Source organism: Pseudoalteromonas sp. SR44-2, assembly GCF_014163745.1.
GTDB classification, from domain to species: domain Bacteria; phylum Pseudomonadota; class Gammaproteobacteria; order Enterobacterales; family Alteromonadaceae; genus Pseudoalteromonas; species Pseudoalteromonas distincta.
In genome coordinates, this window is the sequence record NZ_JACJDW010000005.1 from 142,816 (window position 1) to 159,517 (window position 16,702).

The following is a 16,702-nucleotide window of genomic DNA, read 5'->3' on the forward strand; positions in this document are numbered from 1 at the left end:
AATGACAGTTCGAAAAGGTTTAAAAGGAATGAAAAAATAATTGAATAAAAAGGAGCTTATGCGAGGTTGTATTAAACTGTGCCCTCAACTAATGAAGTTAGCCAAATTATAGGCACAAAAAAGCCGTGCTAATAGCACGGCTTTTTTAGCTTAATTAAAAATTAAGCTTCAGCGATTACGATTACTTTGATAGTAGCCGTTACGTCTGAGTGAACTGAAATTGATACGTCAAATTCACCAGTCTCACGGATAGTACCTAGAGGCAAACGAACTTCTGACTTAGCAACTTCAACACCAACAGCTGAGATAGCGTCAGCGATGTCACGAGTACCGATTGAACCGAATAACTTACCTTCGTCACCAGCTTTAGATACTAATGTAACTTCTGCTAATGCTTCTAGTTTTTCAGCGCGTGCTTGTGCAGCAACTAACTGTTCAGCGATTTTCGCTTCAAGTTCTGCACGACGAGCGTCAAACGTTTCAATGTTAGCTTTAGTCGCAGGAACTGCCTTACCTTGCGGGAAAAGGAAGTTACGTGCGAAACCAGATTTAACTACAACCTGTTCACCTAGGCTACCTAGGTTAGCGATCTTATCTAGTAGAATAACTTGCATGTTTCTACACCTTTTAAAAACTGTTAATCCGCTGCTTACTTATGTAAGTCAGTGTATGGAAGAAGGGCTAAGTAGCGAGCACGCTTAATAGCAGTTGCTAGCTGGCGCTGGTATTTAGCGCTAGTACCTGTGATACGGCTAGGTACGATTTTGCCACTTTCTGTAACATAGTTTCTAAGAGTAGCTAGATCTTTGTAATCGATTTGTTGTACGCCTTCCGCTTTAAAGCGGCAGAACTTACGACGTCTGAAATAACGTGCCATGAGATTAATTCCTCAAATAATTCTTTCTATATGCTGAGCATGCAAAACCAATTGGCTAAGGCCGTTACGACCTTCGTGGCGATTTAAAAAACCACTCACTTGCAATGCCTGCCCAACGTGCAAATGTTGAGTCTGTTGTTGCATTTGCTTTCCACTGGCAACTACCTGAAGCCTCACATAACTATTACGGTTAAGGTCTGCTTCGGTTTGCATTGATTTATGTTCTACAACAAAAATACAATGCGGGATGCCAGCAGGGCTTTGGCTAAACTTGGGAGTTTTACAAACTACCCCAGATATAACCAGCTGATTCATATATGGGCTAACCATTATAATAACTGCTGACTACATGCCATGCTAGGACTCAAAACAATTAAGCAGCTGGTGCTTCTTTCTTCTCTTCTCTTGCAAGAGGAGACGCTTCAGTTACAGCATTTTTAGTACGCATAACTAAGTTACGAAGCACTGCATCGTTGTAGCGGAAAGTAGTTTCTAGCTCGCTGATTACTTCAGTAGGTGCTTCAACGTTCATAAGAACATAATGAGCTTTATGAAGCTTGTTGATTGGGTAAGCCAGTTGACGGCGGCCCCAGTCTTCAAGACGGTGGATAGTACCACCAGCTTCAGTGATAGAACCAGTATAACGTTCGATCATACCAGTTACTTGCTCACTCTGATCAGGGTGAACCATGAATACGATTTCGTAATGACGCATGGATATTCCTTACGGTTAATAGAGCCTTCTACCGTTTCGGCCGGTCGGTTTAAGGCAAGGAATTAATAGTTTAAAAGCCGAAATGAGCGCGCATTTTACGCTTAGACGGATAATTAAGCAAGCAGGTTTTTTAAGCTTTTATAGATAAGAGTTTAAAGGCAATTATTGCGAGCTTCGCTCATCCCGTTAGCAAGCCGTAGGCCTAAAGGAAAAGCTAAACTCGCAGTTTAATATTTATCATATACGCCAAGCTTGCGCGCGTAAAAAGCGCAGCTTTGAATTACTTAAGTCTAACACCTGCCTCAAAATATAAGTATTTACTCAAACTTAAAGCCGTGCAATTATTAAGCAATACATTATTAAATAAGGATATTTATGAAGCTCTTACTATCGCTTGTATTAATACTTACTTTTAGTACACCATTTTTAAGCCACGCAAAAACCAATACAACTGACATAACCGTTGGTAAAAAAGTCATTCTGCAATCAAAAATACTTAACGAAGACAGGCCTATCAAAATTTTCATACCTGACACCGTAAAAGATGACCAACCGCTTTATGTTATTTATTTACTTGATGGTGTTGAGCACTTTCATACGGCGTCTGGGGTTATTAAATCCCTTGTTGATTACGAGCAGATACCTAACGCAATGCTCGTTGGTATTGATACAACTAACCGTGTTCGCGATTACTTACCTAAAGTAGATGGTGAGCCTAAAACTGAGTTTCAAACCTTTGTTCAAAATAAATGGCCTGAAGCGGGGCAAACTGACGAGTTTTTGAAGTTTGTGTCTGACGAACTTATGCCATACATAAATTCTAACTACTCAACTAACGGCTACAACACCTTAATTGGCCACTCTAATGCAGGTACTTTAGCGCTTTATACTTTAGTTAATCAGCCTGAGTTATTTAATAACTATATAGCTATAAGCCCAAACAGTTGGTGGAGTGATGAAGAATTAAAAAATAATATTATAAAATACACTAAAAATCCTAAAGGCGGTCAATCGCTATTTATTAGTGTAGCAAGTGAAGGGTCACGCTTTTATACAGGTGTATTAAATACTTTAGTAAATTTAGAGCAACAAATGCCCACACAGCTAAAATGGGAATATAAGCATTACCCTACTTTTAGCCATATGGGCACCATACTACCAGCCCTTAGCGATAGCCTAATTCACTTATTTGGCGACCTAATTTTTAGCGTTACTGACGAGCACGGAAGATTTGCTGATGTATCGCTCATTACAGGTTACTACCAAGCACTGAGTGATAAATATGGGTTTGAGCTTAAAATTCCACAAGATGTATATGTAGAGTTTGCTCATAGCCAGCAAAAATTTGGTAACACAGCTAAAGCTGTTACCACGCTTAAACACTTTGCTACCCATTACCCAAATGCAGCCTATTCTCACATGCGTTTATCGCAAGGCTATACTGCAAATAAGCAGTTCAAAGAGGCCGTCACCAGTATGAAACACGCATTAGAACTTGCTAAGCAAAACTCGCGAGATCCAATGTTAGTTGATGCGCTCAAGGATATGATGAATGAAGCACAAAAGAATTTGTAACTGATTTAACGCAAAGCACTTTTTAGCTAACGATAGTAATTACGAGCTAGGCTCGTCGCGTCAGCCAACTAAACGCCTACAGGTAAAATTAAGCTCAGTGACTCCGATGTGATAAATGATAACTAATCATTTATCAATGAGAGATACAAGACGCCGAGCTTGCTCGTGTGAAAAGCGAAGCTTTTAATATATTTAAAACCATTATAAAAAAACCGATGTTTAAATTAAAGATCGGTTTTGAATAAAAAAGCTCATTTGATTTACTTACAAATGCTTTTTAAGAAACTCAGTAACCTCTTTGTATTGTACTTTTAAGCTTTCTGGATCATCAAAAAAGTGTGTTCCGTCATCAATTTCAACATACTTTATATCTAGGTTTCGCTTTGCCTTATCATAAAAATATTTTGATTGTCGATAGTCAACTCTCGTATCTTTTGTCCCATGGATAAGCAAAATTGGGGCTTTAATTCGGTTAATCATATTGATTGCCGAAACCTCAAATAATGCATCAACGGCTTTACTATCAGTCATATCAACAATATTACCTAGGTAAGCATCTTGTCGCTCTTCATCTTCAACTAACCCTTTTAGATCCGATATTCCAGAAATACTAATAATGCATTTAAAGCGTTCGGGTTCTTGCCATGCAGCTGTTAATGCAACATAACCACCATAACTTGCGCCATAAATACATGCATTATTTTTTGATGTTAATCCGGTTCTAGTAGCCCAATCCATTGCATCATATACGTCTTGTTGCATACGTTTACCCCACTGATAATAACCATCAGTTTCAAAAGCGCTACCAAAACCTTCTGAGCCCCTGAAGTTCACTTGCAATACCGCATAACCTAAACTAACTAAATATTGAAGCTCTCGATTAAAGTATTTGTAGTCTCGACTATGCGGTCCTCCGTGAGGCATAACAATTAGCGGCGGAGTTTTAATCCCTTCTGGTTTTGTAAAATAGCCTGAGATTTCAGCTCCATCGCTCGCTTTAAAGCTATAGTTTTGCACTGGTACAAATTTATTACGTGCTAAATAAGGAAATTTAGATAACCAAGCGCCGCCCTTCTTTGTGTTTAAATCAAAATAATAATAAGTAGGGCTGACTGAATCACTTATTACATTTACAAGAATTCGTGTTCTATCTTTACTACGGCTAACAATACTAGCTTGCTTATCACCAAATAAATTAGTAACCATAAGCTCTTGCTTACCGTCTACCTCTGAAAAATAATGGCTCTTGTAGAAATCATCATAGTAGCCAACCCCTATAAAATCGCCCTCACTATTAACGATTGCATTATTTATATCGTATTTATCATTGCTATAAACAAGCTCTTCAAACTCCCCTGACTCGATATCATATGACCATAAAGCTTGTCTGTTTAATACACGATCAGAAAGGACGTAAGCTTTTGTACCATCTTCATTAAGGCCTTGGATGGAGAAAGTACTATCTTCACCCAATATATGGGTATGAATCATTTTTAATGCTTCATCTTTCTTTGCTCGATACCATATTGAAGCAATAAACTTATCATCTTTTTTATCAATTGCGATCCCCAGGCGTAAAACTCCCTTAGGGTCTGCATACCAACTTCCAATATTTTCTTTATTCCTCTGAATTTTATCAAAACTAGAATCACCTAATTCAACTTTAAAAACAGAATAAGCTTTATCTTTTTCATCAAACGTTGACACTAGCGCGAAATCTGGCTCATTTTTAAGTGAGGAAACGAGTCTGAAACTCTGATATCTATACCACTTATATTCAGAAAAACGTCGCGTAGTTAGCATTTTACTTTCATTGGTTTCAACATTGATCGAATATAACCTTGAAACTCTCATGTATTGACCATTGACATATTCAGGGTAACTAGCAGAAACAATGATATATTTATTACCTGACCAACGAATAAAGTCGACTCTGTCTTTATCTTTTTTGAGACTTGCTAATATATTGAATTCGATACTAGGAAATTTAGCTAAACTGATAGTAGGGCCTTCAGCAGTATTATAAAGTGTTGCTATCATTTCTCCATTTGGCGATATTTGTGGTTGCTCTACCATTGGAAGTTTAGCGTAAGACTCCCACGGTTTATCTTTTGCATGAACTACAGACGCAGTTAATAAAAAAAATAAGAGTGTTATTTTTAACATTTATTTCTTCCTTAAAATTTAGTAAAAACTTTTTATTATATTTAATGTAAAAATAACAAAGTTTACCGAAAAAACATACAAAGTAAGTACTTAATTTATTTTAATAAAAAACCGATGCTTAAATTAAACATCGGTTTTTTATTAAAAGCGAATAACTAACCGCTTTTCTCGTGGGGTTTTGTTTCACTCAACCTACATCACTTTCCTATCGCTTCTTTGGCGAACAGGTGTTTTATTGGGCCTAAATTATCAACGAGTGACAGCCCTACTCCGCGGATAAGTTTTTTAACCGGATTTGCACCTGCAAATAGCTCTTTTAACCCTTGCATCATGGCTATGTGCTTTTGCGCATCGAGCTTACGGGTACGTTCGTAATCGCGAAGTGTGCGCGCGCTTGCAAATTCTTTATTATTACTTGTTAAAAGCTCAATTAAATAAGCCGCATCTTTTAGGCCTAGGTTCATACCAAGCCCTGCAAGTGGATGGATTGTATGTGCAGCATCGCCAATGAGTACCACTTTTCCTGCAACCCATTGCTGGGCGTAGCGCATTTTAAGTGGGAAAGCTGCGCGCGCACTTTGCACTTCACATAGCCCGCATTGGCCATCTATTGCAGCCATAACAGCTTTATTAAAGGCACTATCGTTCATTGCAAGCAGCTCATCGCAGTAGTTTGGGCTAGTAGACCATACTATTGAATGCGTATTTGCATCGCTCAGAGGTAAAAATGCCAGCGGCCCGGTTGGTAAAAACACTTGGCGTGCGGTGTTTTCGTGCGGCTCTTTGGTTTTTACGGTTGCGACTAGCGCATGGTGATCGTAATCTTTAAAGCTAAGTGCCATATTAAATTGTTTGCGAATAGCTGAGTTTGCCCCATCAGCGGCCACCAGCAGTTTTGCAATAATTGGCTCGCCGCTTTTAAGCGTTATAAATACATCTGATTCGCTTTGATGTATTTGCTGATACTGCGTATCAAACATTAGCGTGGCACTTGGTTGTTGCTCTAGCTCTTTTATAAGCGCGTAGCGGATAATGTCGTTTTCAACAATATGGCCTAAATGCTCAAGCTCAAGTTGTTTGTTATCAAACGCTATTTTGCCAAAACTGTCGGCATCACGTACATCCATATGCGTATAAGCGCAAGCTCGCTGTGCGATAATTTCTGGCCATACATTTAATTGCTCAAGCAAGGTTTGACTTGCAATGCTTAGCGCGCTTACGCGCAAACCATATTCGTCAGTTGGCAACACTTGTGTTGGTGCGCCGTCGAGTACAACGACGCTTATATCGGCTTTTGCCAATCCAAGTGCTAGTGTTAGCCCTACGCAGCCACCACCTACAATACAAACCTGTGCTTGCTTCATAAACGCCTACCTTGTTTAACTTGCCCCATTAACTGTTTGGCTAATGGCGCTTTTAATGCGGGAAATAAATCCATCGAAAACAACCCAATACTGCGCCCCAATGCGAGCACTCGCGATGAGTTTGAAAAAATCCTAACAAGTGCATCGGTTAAGCTCATTACGGTTTTTATATCATCACTGCGCTTTTTTGAATATTCACGTGTAAACGCATAGCTGCCTAAACCGTGTTGGCTGTTTGCTATTAAATTACTAAGTACTTGCACGTCGCGAAGGCCTAAATTAAAACCTTGCCCTGCAATAGGATGAATAGCATGTGCAGCATTACCAATAACCACTGTACGGTGCGCAGTCAAAGACTCGACTTGCCCGTAAACGAGCGGGTAACTCGTGCGCATGCCTACTTTAGTAAATTGCCCACCGCGATAACCAAACGCGCTTTGTAGGGCACTTAAAAAACCTTGTTCATTAAGTGCCATGTGCTGTTCGACTTGATCTTGGCTCATACACCACACCAACGAATAACGGTTATTGCTCATGGGTAATAACGCCATAGGCCCGTTTTGTGTAAAGCGCTCAAAGGCATGATTATTATGCCCACCAGCCACTTCTACATTAGCAATAATAGCGCCTTGTTCATAAGGCTGGGTATTAAAACCAAGCCCAAGTAAACTACGTGTTGGTGATTGTGCGCCATCAGCAATAACCAATAGCGCTGCGTTTAATTGCTCGCCGCTTTGCAGGGTGAGTGTATTGCTATGCAGGGTTTGCTCAATGGCAATTACGCTATCGGGGCACAAAAGCGTAATATTTGATTGCGTTAAACGCAGGTGGAGCGCTCGGCCAAAAGGGTTAACTTCTACTACGTAACCAAGTGAAGGCTTAGCAAATTCGTCGCAATTAATGTGCACTTTTCCAAAGTGGCCTCTATCAGACACGCTCACTTTTTTGATTGCGGCGGTGTAAGGGGCATTTTGTTCAAATAAATTGAGGCTTTGTAAATACTCTACCGATTGCTGAGCAAGTGCAATGCTTCTGTCGTCAAAGCTTGGGTGGTAGTCGCCGGTTACTTGATTAGCTTCTACAACGGCAATATTTAACGCGGGATTAGTTTTAGCCACACTTAATGCGCAGCTTGCTCCTGCTAAACCACCGCCAATAATAACTACATCAAACTGCTTAGCCACTTTACTCTCCGAGCTTTATACGTTTTTAGCACTTTGCATAAGTGCTTCTATATCGCTAATTTTTTTAGGCACGCTTAGGGTCAAGTTTTCATGGCCTGTTTCGGTAACTAGCAAGTTATCTTCGATACGAATACCAATGCCTTTGTATTTTTGCGGTGCGCTTGAGTCTTCGCTGATATAAAGCCCAGGCTCTATGGTGAGTACCATACCCGGCTCAAATGCACGCTCAACGTTATTTACTTTGTAATCGCCAACATCATGTACATCTAAACCAAGCCAATGCCCGAGCCCGTGCATGTAATATTCTTTACATGCACCTTTTGCCATTAGCTCGTCAAAGTCGCCGGTTAAAATACCTAAATCAAGTAAACCTTGAGTCATTACTTCCATTGCTAGTTTATTAGCATGCGACATGTAACCACCTGGTTTTACTTCATCAAAAGCAACTTCTTGCGCTTTAAGTACAATATAATAAAGCGCGGCTTGCTCTTCGCTAAACTGACCATTTACTGGAAAAGTACGGGTGATATCGGCGGCGTAACCTTGTAGCTCGCAACCGGAGTCTATAAGTACCAGGTCGCCATTTTTTAATACGTCGCTATTTTGCGTGTAATGTAAAATATTGGCGTTGTCGCCACTACCAACAATTGTGCCGTATGCAGGGTGCGGCGCACCATTCATGGCATAATGATGATGCAGCTCAGCCTCTAGCTGAAATTCAGTAGCTCCGGGGTGTGAAAAACGCATAGCGCGCATATGCCCTCGCGCACTAATTTCACAGCCTTCTCGCATAACATTTACTTCGCTTGGCGATTTAAACAAACGCATTTCATGAATAAGGCCGCGTATTTCTTTTAAAGTACTCGGTGCTTTGAGGCCTTTTCGCGCACCACTTCTAAGTGTACCTAGTAACGTAAACACTTTGGTATCAAATGAAGGATAAGCACCTTGTGCAAAATAAATCGCATCTTTTTCATTTAGTATATCGAGTAGCTTATCGTTTAATTCACTTAGTGGGTAAGCTTCATCAAACAAGTAGTCACTTTTAGCTTTATCAAAGCCAACTCTGCGGCCATGCCAAATTTCGGCAAGCTTGTCTTTATCTAGGCAAAATAAAGTACTGGGAGCATCGCTGTTGTTACATAGTACAAGTACAGCGTCGGGTTCGTTAAAGCCTGTTAAATAGAAAAAGTCGCTATCTTGTCTAAATGCATATTCGGTATCGCGGCTACGCGTCACTTCGCTCGCAGCGGGAATAATAGCAACGCTATTTTTATCCATTTGCGCAAGTAAACGCTCACGGCGTGCTTTAAATTCTGACTTTTGTACTTCAACCATTATTAACCAACCCGTTTAACTTTTTAAACTAATGAAGTGTTTTTTTAGTACTTTGCGTGTTTTGCTCTTTACCAAGCTCTGCAAAACAAAGTAGTGCTGATACGCGCACATATTCAATCACTTCGTGCAGCGCTTGGCTGTCTTCTTCGGTTTCTTCAAAAGTGGTATCTAGGCGAGTGATTTCACTAAAGTCAGTAATAACTTCTTTAACATCGCTTGATAACTTACCGTAATCTTTTTGCTTTAAGCCAAAACCAAGCATAAACCCTGCTACCCATGATACGAGGCCATTAGCCTGATCGATGAGTGTTTCGTCATCGTTTGGTAAAAATAAATCAAACTGAAACTCGTCATCATTAAAGCTCGCAACTACTTGCTTATAAATAGTGCCAAAAAACTGCTTTAAATCGTTACTAAATGATTCACCATCGTTAAACACATCGCTCAAAAGGCCTAAGTATTCTTTGTCGTCAATGGTTAAACCACACGCAAGTAAACCACTAATTACACCATGCGCTTCGGCAGGTGATACAAATATTTCGTTTTTTTCTAAAAGCAGTTGAGCTTTTTCGTAATCGGGTAAATCGTTCATAATCGAATCTTCGCTTTGCAAGTTAAGGCAATGCTACCACTCGATAAAAAGCAACTCCAATTAATTGTATGATCAAGCTCAAAAACCATGCGATAAAGTAAATGACGAGTTAAAGGTGCGGGAAAACTAAGCGAACGGTTTAATTTTTTACGTTTAGGGTTTAAGGATTGGATTATGTCTTATATACTTAAATTGTTCCCTGGGGTACCGGAGCTTGGTTAAGTCCCTGAGCCGATAAATTTTATACCAGGATTTCTGTTCGTCTACTATTGTGCAAGCTCGGCATGTACCGAGAAGCCTACGGTAAACCGCAGATTTCCGCCCTGAAACCTTCTGGTTTCAGGACTGAAACCGGGTACCGTATCTTGGGGAACACCTTCTTATTTTTATACTCCCTCTTATTGCTTATTCATTTTTTTGCTATACCTTCGTACATTATTTTTATAATTTTTGGCAAAAAAAAGCTGCAAGCAATTTCTTACTTACAGCTAAATTTTAAATGCTTACGCTTATTTACTTAAACCAACCTTGAAAGCGCTCCATCATCATGTAGTTTATTGGCACTAACAATAAAGTAATAAAGGTAGCAAAAATAATCCCAAACCCTAAACTTACCGCCATGGGTATTAAAAACTGCGCCTGAGTCGCTTTTTCAAATAATAACGGCATTAAGCCAATAAAGGTCGTTAAACTTGTTAGCATTACAGGGCGAAAACGCGATGCACCGGCAAGTTTAACTGCATCTAGTAATTTGCCGCCTTCACTGCGCTTTTTATTGATAAAATCAACTAGTACAAGGGAGTCATTTACTACCACCCCAGTTAGGGCGAGCATACCAAGCAAGCTCATAATGGTTAAATCCATGCCCATAATCCAATGCCCGACTACTGCACCTATCATGCCAAATGGAATTACACTCATTACTATAATTGGCTGTAAGTAAGACTTAAGCGGTATCGCTAATAGCGCATAAATTATGAAAAATACAAACACAAGTGCCCATGCCAATGAGCCAAACGACTCTCGCTGCTCTTTAGCTTCACCTTCTAGTTTGTAATCTACTCCAGGATATTGCTGCATTAATTCATCTAAATACTCCGTTAGGTCAGCCTGAAGTATGGTCATGTTGGTGTTATTTTTTTCGATATCCGCTGTTACATTTAAAGTACGGTAGCGGTCTATTCGGTTAATAGTTGACGGGCTTTGCCCTGCGGTAAGGGTTGCAACATGCGATAACGGCACCGAACCACCAGTAGGTGTATTGATGAGTATATTTTGTAAATCGGCAACTGAGCGGCGCTCGTCTATAGGCAAGCGAACCATTACACGTACATCATCACGCCCGCGCTGAATACGTTGGACTTGCGAGCCAAAGAACGAGTTACGCACTTGACCTGCAACATTAACTCTATTTAAGCCCAGCGCTAAGCCCTGCTGCGTAAGCTCTATTTGTAACTCTTCTTTACCATCAGACATGCTATCTGCAATATCAAATACCGTTGGGTAGGTCGATAAACGGGTTTTAATGTGATCAGCCACGTCTTGTAAAATAGTCAACGAAGTCCCGCTAAGCTGAACATCAATTGGGTCAGAACTTCGGCCAATTTCAGCTCTAAACGTTAAGCTTTCAGCGCCTGGAATGACACCAATTAAATCGCGCCATTCGCTGGCAAGCTCTCTTGATCCTATGTCTGATTCACGCTTTTCAGCCGGTGTTATTTCAAAGCGTACAGAACCTGAATTAGATACACCACCGCGCCCGCCTGTTGTGGCTAATATATTTAAAATAACGCTTTCACCTGTATCTGGGTCGCGGTATTTTTCTTGTAATTGCTGCGCCTTTTGCGACATATCAATTACGTATTTATTAGTGACTTCAAATGGCGTACCTGTTGGTAGTGTTAAGTTAACGCGGACTGTTTCGCTTGGTATACGCGGGAAAAATACAAACTTAGTCCAACCACTAGTGATCATGGTTAAAATTATTATAAACACACCAACAAACAAACTTACCGAAGCCAATTTATGGCGCAGTGCTAAATTTAAAGTGGGTTGGTAATATTTTAGAATCGCGTTTTCAAATCCATCTGCAAAACGCTGTTGAATAACATCAAACTTTGAAGGTTCGCCTTTTTCGTGGCGTAGTTTTATATATTTTAAATGTGCGGGTAGTACAAATTTAGATTCAATCAATGAAAACAATAATACCGGAATAACCACTACCGGTATTTGTGCAAACAAAGCACCGCGCGCCCCTTCAATAAAGGCCAAAGGTAAAAAGGCGGCAACGGTAGTTAATACACCAAACGTTACTGGTGTTGCGACTTCTTGAGTACCTAAAATTGCAGCTTGCTCCCCCGACTTAGCTGTTTTTAAGTGGGTATAGACATTTTCGCCAGTAACTATGGCGTCATCAACAACAATCCCAAGTACTAATATAAAGCCAAATAAGCTCATAATATTAAGGGTTACGCCAAAAATAGGCATCGCTATAAACGCGCCCATAAACGAAACCGGAATACCAATAAATACCCAAAATGCAATTGCAGGGCGTAAAAACAAAGTAAGTAAAGCAAGTACTAAAATACCGCCTTGTAGGGCATTGGTCGTTAGTGTGGCAATTCGACTTTTAACCAGCTCCGAATCATCATCCCAGTAACTTAGTTCAAATCCTTGTGGAAGGGAGCTTTGTTGCTCTTTTATGTAGTTTTTAACTTCGTCAGCAACAGTAATCGCACTTTGCGGACCAATTCGATATACGTCGATAAATGCAGCCTGCTTACCATTAAAGCGAGTACGTACTGGGGTTTCTTCGAAATCGTCTTTAATTATTGCAATATCGCCTAAACGAATAATCGTGCCGTCAGCTTGGTTTTTAACAACAATATTGGCAAATTCATCTTTACGATATGCTTGCCCTTTAGAGCTTATAAGTACGTCCCCACCTTCAGTTTTTAAGTTACCAGCAGAAATATCAGAGCTTGAATTAGCAATGGCACTCGATATTTGTGCAAGGCTTAAATCGTACTGGCGAAGAACGTCTTGGCTTACTTCAATGGCAATTTCGTAATCACGAACACCACTTAGCTCTACCTGCGTCACATTTGGTAAGCGTAGAATTTGATCGCGTACTGTTTCTGCGTATTCACGGGTTTCTTTTTCGCCGTAATCACTTGATACGGTAACCGCGATAACTTCGCGAATTCGCTCCGCAAGCGCGACTATTGGCTTTTCAGCATCGGCTGGAAAGGTATTAATTGCATCTACACGACTTTTAATATCAGCTAAAAGCTCACGCGGGTCGTAGCCCGTTTCAACTTCAATTGTTACAGAGCCTGAGCCTTCAGAAGAGCGGCTAAATATTTGCTTAATACCTTCTAAATCTTGTACGGCTTCTTCTATACGAATTGTTACACCTTGCTCTACATCCTCTGGTGTTGAACCGCGCAAACTTACGTTCACGCTTATCATGTCGGTTTCGAATGAAGGGAATACTTCAAGCGGTATTTTAGTCGATAAACTAAAAAGCCCCGACAGCAGCAGTGTTACTAGCAATAAGTTAGCAGCAACATGGTTTTTGGCAAACCAAGCTATCATGGCTTATCTCCTTGCTTTGCTGGACGGCGTTTTTTTAACTCTTCAACACTAATACCAAGCTCTTTTGCTTTTTGTTCAAGCTGCTCTGGAGTCGGACGCTTTCCTTTACCTTGCCCATTCGCTCCACGGCTTTTAGGTTGATCTGCGCTTTGTTCACCTAAAATACTTACTTGAGTTCCTGAACTTACTTGGCCAAGTGGAGTAATAACAAGTTTATCATTTGCGTTTAAACCGGTTTTTATCATCGCCTGAGTCGCATTTTGCCAAGCTAGTGTGATGTCTTTGCGCTTAAGTACGCCATCTTCAACAATGTAAACGTACGTTCCTTGATAAATTGTACTGTTAGGAATTATAAGTGCGTTAGATACTGTTCTGCCGGTAATTTGCGCTTTTATATACTGCCCAATTTTTATTGGGTACTGGTTATTTGCTGTTGCTTTATACGGGTCATTAATTTTAGCAACTACATAAAGCTGCTGTGCGCCTTCATCTATAGCACCTTCTGTGCGTGCTAATTGCCCTTGCCACGTTTGCTCACCTACTAAGTCAGAAGTAAATTTAACAATTGAACCCGCTTGGTTTTTAGCACCATCGCGATACTGCTCTGGTAAATTTACAAATGGGAGATCTTTATTTTTAATTGGTAAGCGAATCTCAACGCTATCGATTGCGTAAATAGTAGCTAGCTGTGTGTTGTTAGTAACAACTTGCCCTAAATCAACACTGCGGCTAAGTATACGCCCCGCATATGGCGCCGTTACTTTAGTGCGCTCTAAATCAAGCATCGCTTTTTCAAGTGCAGCCTGAGCCGATAAAACCTCAGCTTCAGCGGCTGCTAGTTGTGGTTCACGTAGTACTAAGCTGCTTGCTTGATTTGAACCGCCAAGGCGCTTCCAATCGGTAATAGCTTGTTGCCCACGCGCTTTTTCTTCTAGTAAACCTTGCTCTGCAGTTAATAAATTGGCTTGAGCAGATTTAACTTCAGCCTGATGATCTCTGTCATCTAGTTTTAAAAGTACATCGCCTTTTTCAAAAAAACCGCCTTCTCTAAAGTCATCACTTACTTCAATTATTTGTCCAGATGCCTGAGCCACTAACAAACTTTGTGTACGTGGTTTTACCGTACCGTAGCTGTCTATCATAACTTGATAATTTTGTGGTTTTAGCTCAAGCGCAGCCACACTTATTGATGCCTTAGGGGGTGCCCCAAAGCGTTTAGCCTCTGGTGGATTCCCCTTAATAAACATAACAATTAAAATTGTGGCAACAATAACCACCGCTGGAATAATAATTTTTGCTGTTTTAGTTTTCATCGTTATTGCTCTTTAGTTCACTTGAGGGCTTTGCAAAATCACCACCAAGGGCAATGTGTAGGTTAATTCTATTGGCTATTAATTGGTTTTTAATATCGATTAAGGAGCTTTGCGCATCGAAAGAGCGATCTTGGGCATCAAGCACTGTCGTGTAAGTTACCAAGCCACTTTGATACTGCTCAAATGACAATTGCTCTGCAGCAAGTGCGTTTTCTTGTGCCTCTAACGTGCTTGTATATTGAGCTTTGAGGGACTGCTGCTGTGAAATAGCATTTTCCACATCACCAAATGCGTCATAAAGCGTTTGCAAATAAAGCTGCTCTTGCTTTTGAGTGTTAAGACGCGCTATTTCTTCGTTGGCTTTTAAGCGCCCACCTTCAAAAAGTGGCGCTGAAATACTACCTAATAAAGACCATGCAAGGCTTGATGGAGAAAACAAGTCGCTTACTCTGTCGGTGCTATCGCTTAATGAAGCCGTTAAATCTAAACTTGGAAAGCGTTGTTTGTGCGCATATGCCAATGATGCATCGGCTGCTAAAAGCTCATACCAACTTGCACGTAGAGTAGGTTTTCGCGTAATAAGTTCAGAAGGTAATCCTAGAGGAATATCGGTATTAATAACAGGTAAGTCACTACTAGCAGTAATAGCGCCTTTTGGGTATTCACCAAGTAAACGCTCAAGTGAACGTGCTGACGCCGATAAACTCGCTGTTTGAGTGGCAATGCGAGAGCGTTCATTATTAAGCTCATTACGCGCTAAATACACATCGAGCGCTTCGTTTATGCCTTGGCGATAGCCAGCTTCAATAATATCGAGATTTTGTTGTGAGTTGGCTTCGCGACGTTTAAATAAATCCAGTAATTGCTGCGCCGTAACCACATCAAACCAACCTGTTACCACATCAGCAACAAGTTGCTGTTTAGCTTGCTCAAACCGTGCCTGCTGAGCTAAATAGTTAAGATTAGCTTCGCGCTTGGCGTCAGAGAGCTTACCCCATAAATCAACCTCGTAAGTTAAGTTTAAACTAGCTGAGCTTGCGTTGTCGTAACTTACAGGGCGGTTGTCTTTACTACGGCTTGTACGTGTTGATAAATCGAGGCTTGGCCAAAGTGCAGCGCCCGAGACTATAAGTTGCTGCTTTTGAATTTCAACATCATAACTCGTTTGCAAAAGCTGTTGGTTATTTTTAAGTGCTTGTTGTACAAATTTATTAAGCGTAGGATTTTGTAATTGTGTAAGCCATTGCTCTTGTACTTTTAATACTGAGCTTGATGCTTCTTGCTGCCATTGCTGAGGCATATTATTAGGCGCTTGCATGCGCTGCGACGAGTTTAAATCACTCGCACAGCCGCTGAGCAGCATCACACTAATTGCCAGTAGGGTTGGCTTGCATTGCCAAATCATAATTAAACCTAAATTACTGCTATTTATGAACGTAATTCAAGCACTTTGGCAAATTTTGCTCAACTTACTTTACATAACATTACATAGCTAGCGATGAATTAACATAATAGCCAGTTATACGGTAAAAATGAGTAAATGATCAGCAATTTTTAATACTAAAATTAACTTTTTGTAATGTGTTTAAGAGATTAACTATACAAAAACAAAAAAGCCCGCTATAAGCGAGGCTTTAAATAAGTGTGCCGACTACCGACTCGAGCAGGTAACTTATATAGACTACTGATTACAAGTCAGTTGCTTTGCTCTTAACTATGGGTATTTTTAATTCTAAAATCGAAAACAAAAAAGCCCCGCTATAAGCGGGGCTTTAGATAAATGGTGTCGACTAAAAAAGTCGATCGGGTAACTTATACAGACTACTGATTACAAGTCAGTTGCTTCAAGTTACCTAAAATAAATGGTGCCGACTAACCGAGTCGAACGGTTGACCTACTGATTACAAGTCAGTTGCTCTACCAGCTGAGCTAAGTCGGCACACAAAACTGTGTGCTAAGGCACGTTCAATTTTAAAGATTG

General features: G+C 40.4%; 13 protein-coding genes, 1 tRNA gene and 1 other RNA gene. 2 read left to right on the forward strand and 13 right to left on the reverse strand.

What is annotated here, in order from left to right; genetic code table 11:
- Positions 1-161: 161 nt before the first annotated feature.
- From rplI to rpsF, 4 genes are read right to left on the reverse strand one after another with little or no spacing between them, the layout of a single operon-like run.
- Positions 162-614, reverse strand: a complete 453-nt coding sequence (gene rplI, locus H5115_RS04795) for a 50S ribosomal protein L9 (protein WP_002962755.1) — start codon at positions 612-614, stop codon at positions 162-164.
- Between the two features lie 35 nt (positions 615-649).
- Positions 650-877, reverse strand: coding sequence for a 30S ribosomal protein S18 (rpsR, locus tag H5115_RS04800; RefSeq protein WP_002962753.1), 228 nt, complete (start codon positions 875-877; stop codon positions 650-652).
- A 12-nt stretch (positions 878-889) separates the two neighbouring features.
- The gene (gene priB / locus H5115_RS04805; RefSeq protein WP_004588456.1) at positions 890-1,207 is read right to left on the reverse strand and encodes a primosomal replication protein N; all 318 of its coding nucleotides are present in this window, start codon (positions 1,205-1,207) and stop codon (positions 890-892) included.
- Between the two features lie 43 nt (positions 1,208-1,250).
- A complete protein-coding gene (gene rpsF, locus H5115_RS04810; protein ID WP_002962750.1) occupies positions 1,251-1,592 on the reverse strand; it encodes a 30S ribosomal protein S6 in 342 nt (113 codons plus the stop codon).
- Positions 1,593-1,967: 375 nt separating this feature from the next.
- Between rpsF and H5115_RS04815 the strand changes: the two genes are divergently transcribed.
- Complete coding sequence (locus tag H5115_RS04815; RefSeq protein WP_182753936.1) at positions 1,968-3,167, forward strand: alpha/beta hydrolase-fold protein; 1,200 nt, start codon at positions 1,968-1,970, stop codon at positions 3,165-3,167.
- 264 nt (positions 3,168-3,431) lie between these two features.
- Here the strand turns inward: H5115_RS04815 and H5115_RS04820 are convergent, their stop codons facing one another.
- The 5 genes from H5115_RS04820 to H5115_RS04840 all read right to left on the reverse strand — a co-directional run bounded on the left by H5115_RS04820 (position 3,432) and on the right by H5115_RS04840 (position 9,811).
- Positions 3,432-5,333: a S9 family peptidase gene (locus H5115_RS04820; protein WP_259396329.1), complete on the reverse strand. Its 1,902-nt coding sequence runs from the start codon at positions 5,331-5,333 to the stop codon at positions 3,432-3,434.
- Positions 5,334-5,530: 197 nt separating this feature from the next.
- Positions 5,531-6,697: an FAD-dependent monooxygenase gene (locus tag H5115_RS04825; RefSeq protein ID WP_182753938.1), complete on the reverse strand. Its 1,167-nt coding sequence runs from the start codon at positions 6,695-6,697 to the stop codon at positions 5,531-5,533.
- Positions 6,694-7,881 carry a 2-octaprenyl-6-methoxyphenyl hydroxylase gene (ubiH, locus tag H5115_RS04830; RefSeq protein ID WP_182753940.1) on the reverse strand — a complete coding sequence of 396 codons (1,188 nt, stop codon included), beginning with the start codon at positions 7,879-7,881 and terminating at the stop codon, positions 6,694-6,696. Before ubiH ends, H5115_RS04825 begins: the two co-directional genes overlap by 4 nt.
- 15 nt (positions 7,882-7,896) lie before the next feature.
- Complete coding sequence (gene pepP / locus H5115_RS04835; protein WP_182753942.1) at positions 7,897-9,219, reverse strand: Xaa-Pro aminopeptidase; 1,323 nt, start codon at positions 9,217-9,219, stop codon at positions 7,897-7,899.
- Between the two features lie 28 nt (positions 9,220-9,247).
- Positions 9,248-9,811, reverse strand: coding sequence for a UPF0149 family protein (locus H5115_RS04840; protein ID WP_002962745.1), 564 nt, complete (start codon positions 9,809-9,811; stop codon positions 9,248-9,250).
- Between the two features lie 193 nt (positions 9,812-10,004).
- Here H5115_RS04840 and ssrS point away from each other — a divergent pair.
- A non-coding RNA gene (ssrS, locus tag H5115_RS04845) (6S RNA) lies at positions 10,005-10,187 on the forward strand.
- A 137-nt stretch (positions 10,188-10,324) separates the two neighbouring features.
- Here the strand turns inward: ssrS and H5115_RS04850 are convergent.
- The 4 genes from H5115_RS04850 to H5115_RS04865 all read right to left on the reverse strand — a co-directional run bounded on the left by H5115_RS04850 (position 10,325) and on the right by H5115_RS04865 (position 16,660).
- Positions 10,325-13,408 carry an efflux RND transporter permease subunit gene (locus H5115_RS04850; RefSeq protein ID WP_002962744.1) on the reverse strand — a complete coding sequence of 1,028 codons (3,084 nt, stop codon included), beginning with the start codon at positions 13,406-13,408 and terminating at the stop codon, positions 10,325-10,327.
- Complete coding sequence (locus H5115_RS04855) at positions 13,405-14,721, reverse strand: efflux RND transporter periplasmic adaptor subunit (protein WP_182671527.1); 1,317 nt, start codon at positions 14,719-14,721, stop codon at positions 13,405-13,407. The genes H5115_RS04850 and H5115_RS04855 overlap by 4 nt, the downstream gene beginning before the upstream one ends.
- Complete coding sequence (locus H5115_RS04860) at positions 14,711-16,126, reverse strand: TolC family protein (protein WP_182673992.1); 1,416 nt, start codon at positions 16,124-16,126, stop codon at positions 14,711-14,713. Before H5115_RS04860 ends, H5115_RS04855 begins: the two co-directional genes overlap by 11 nt.
- Before the next feature lie 458 nt (positions 16,127-16,584).
- Positions 16,585-16,660: transfer RNA gene (locus tag H5115_RS04865), tRNA-Thr, on the reverse strand.
- Positions 16,661-16,702 lie beyond the last annotated feature (42 nt).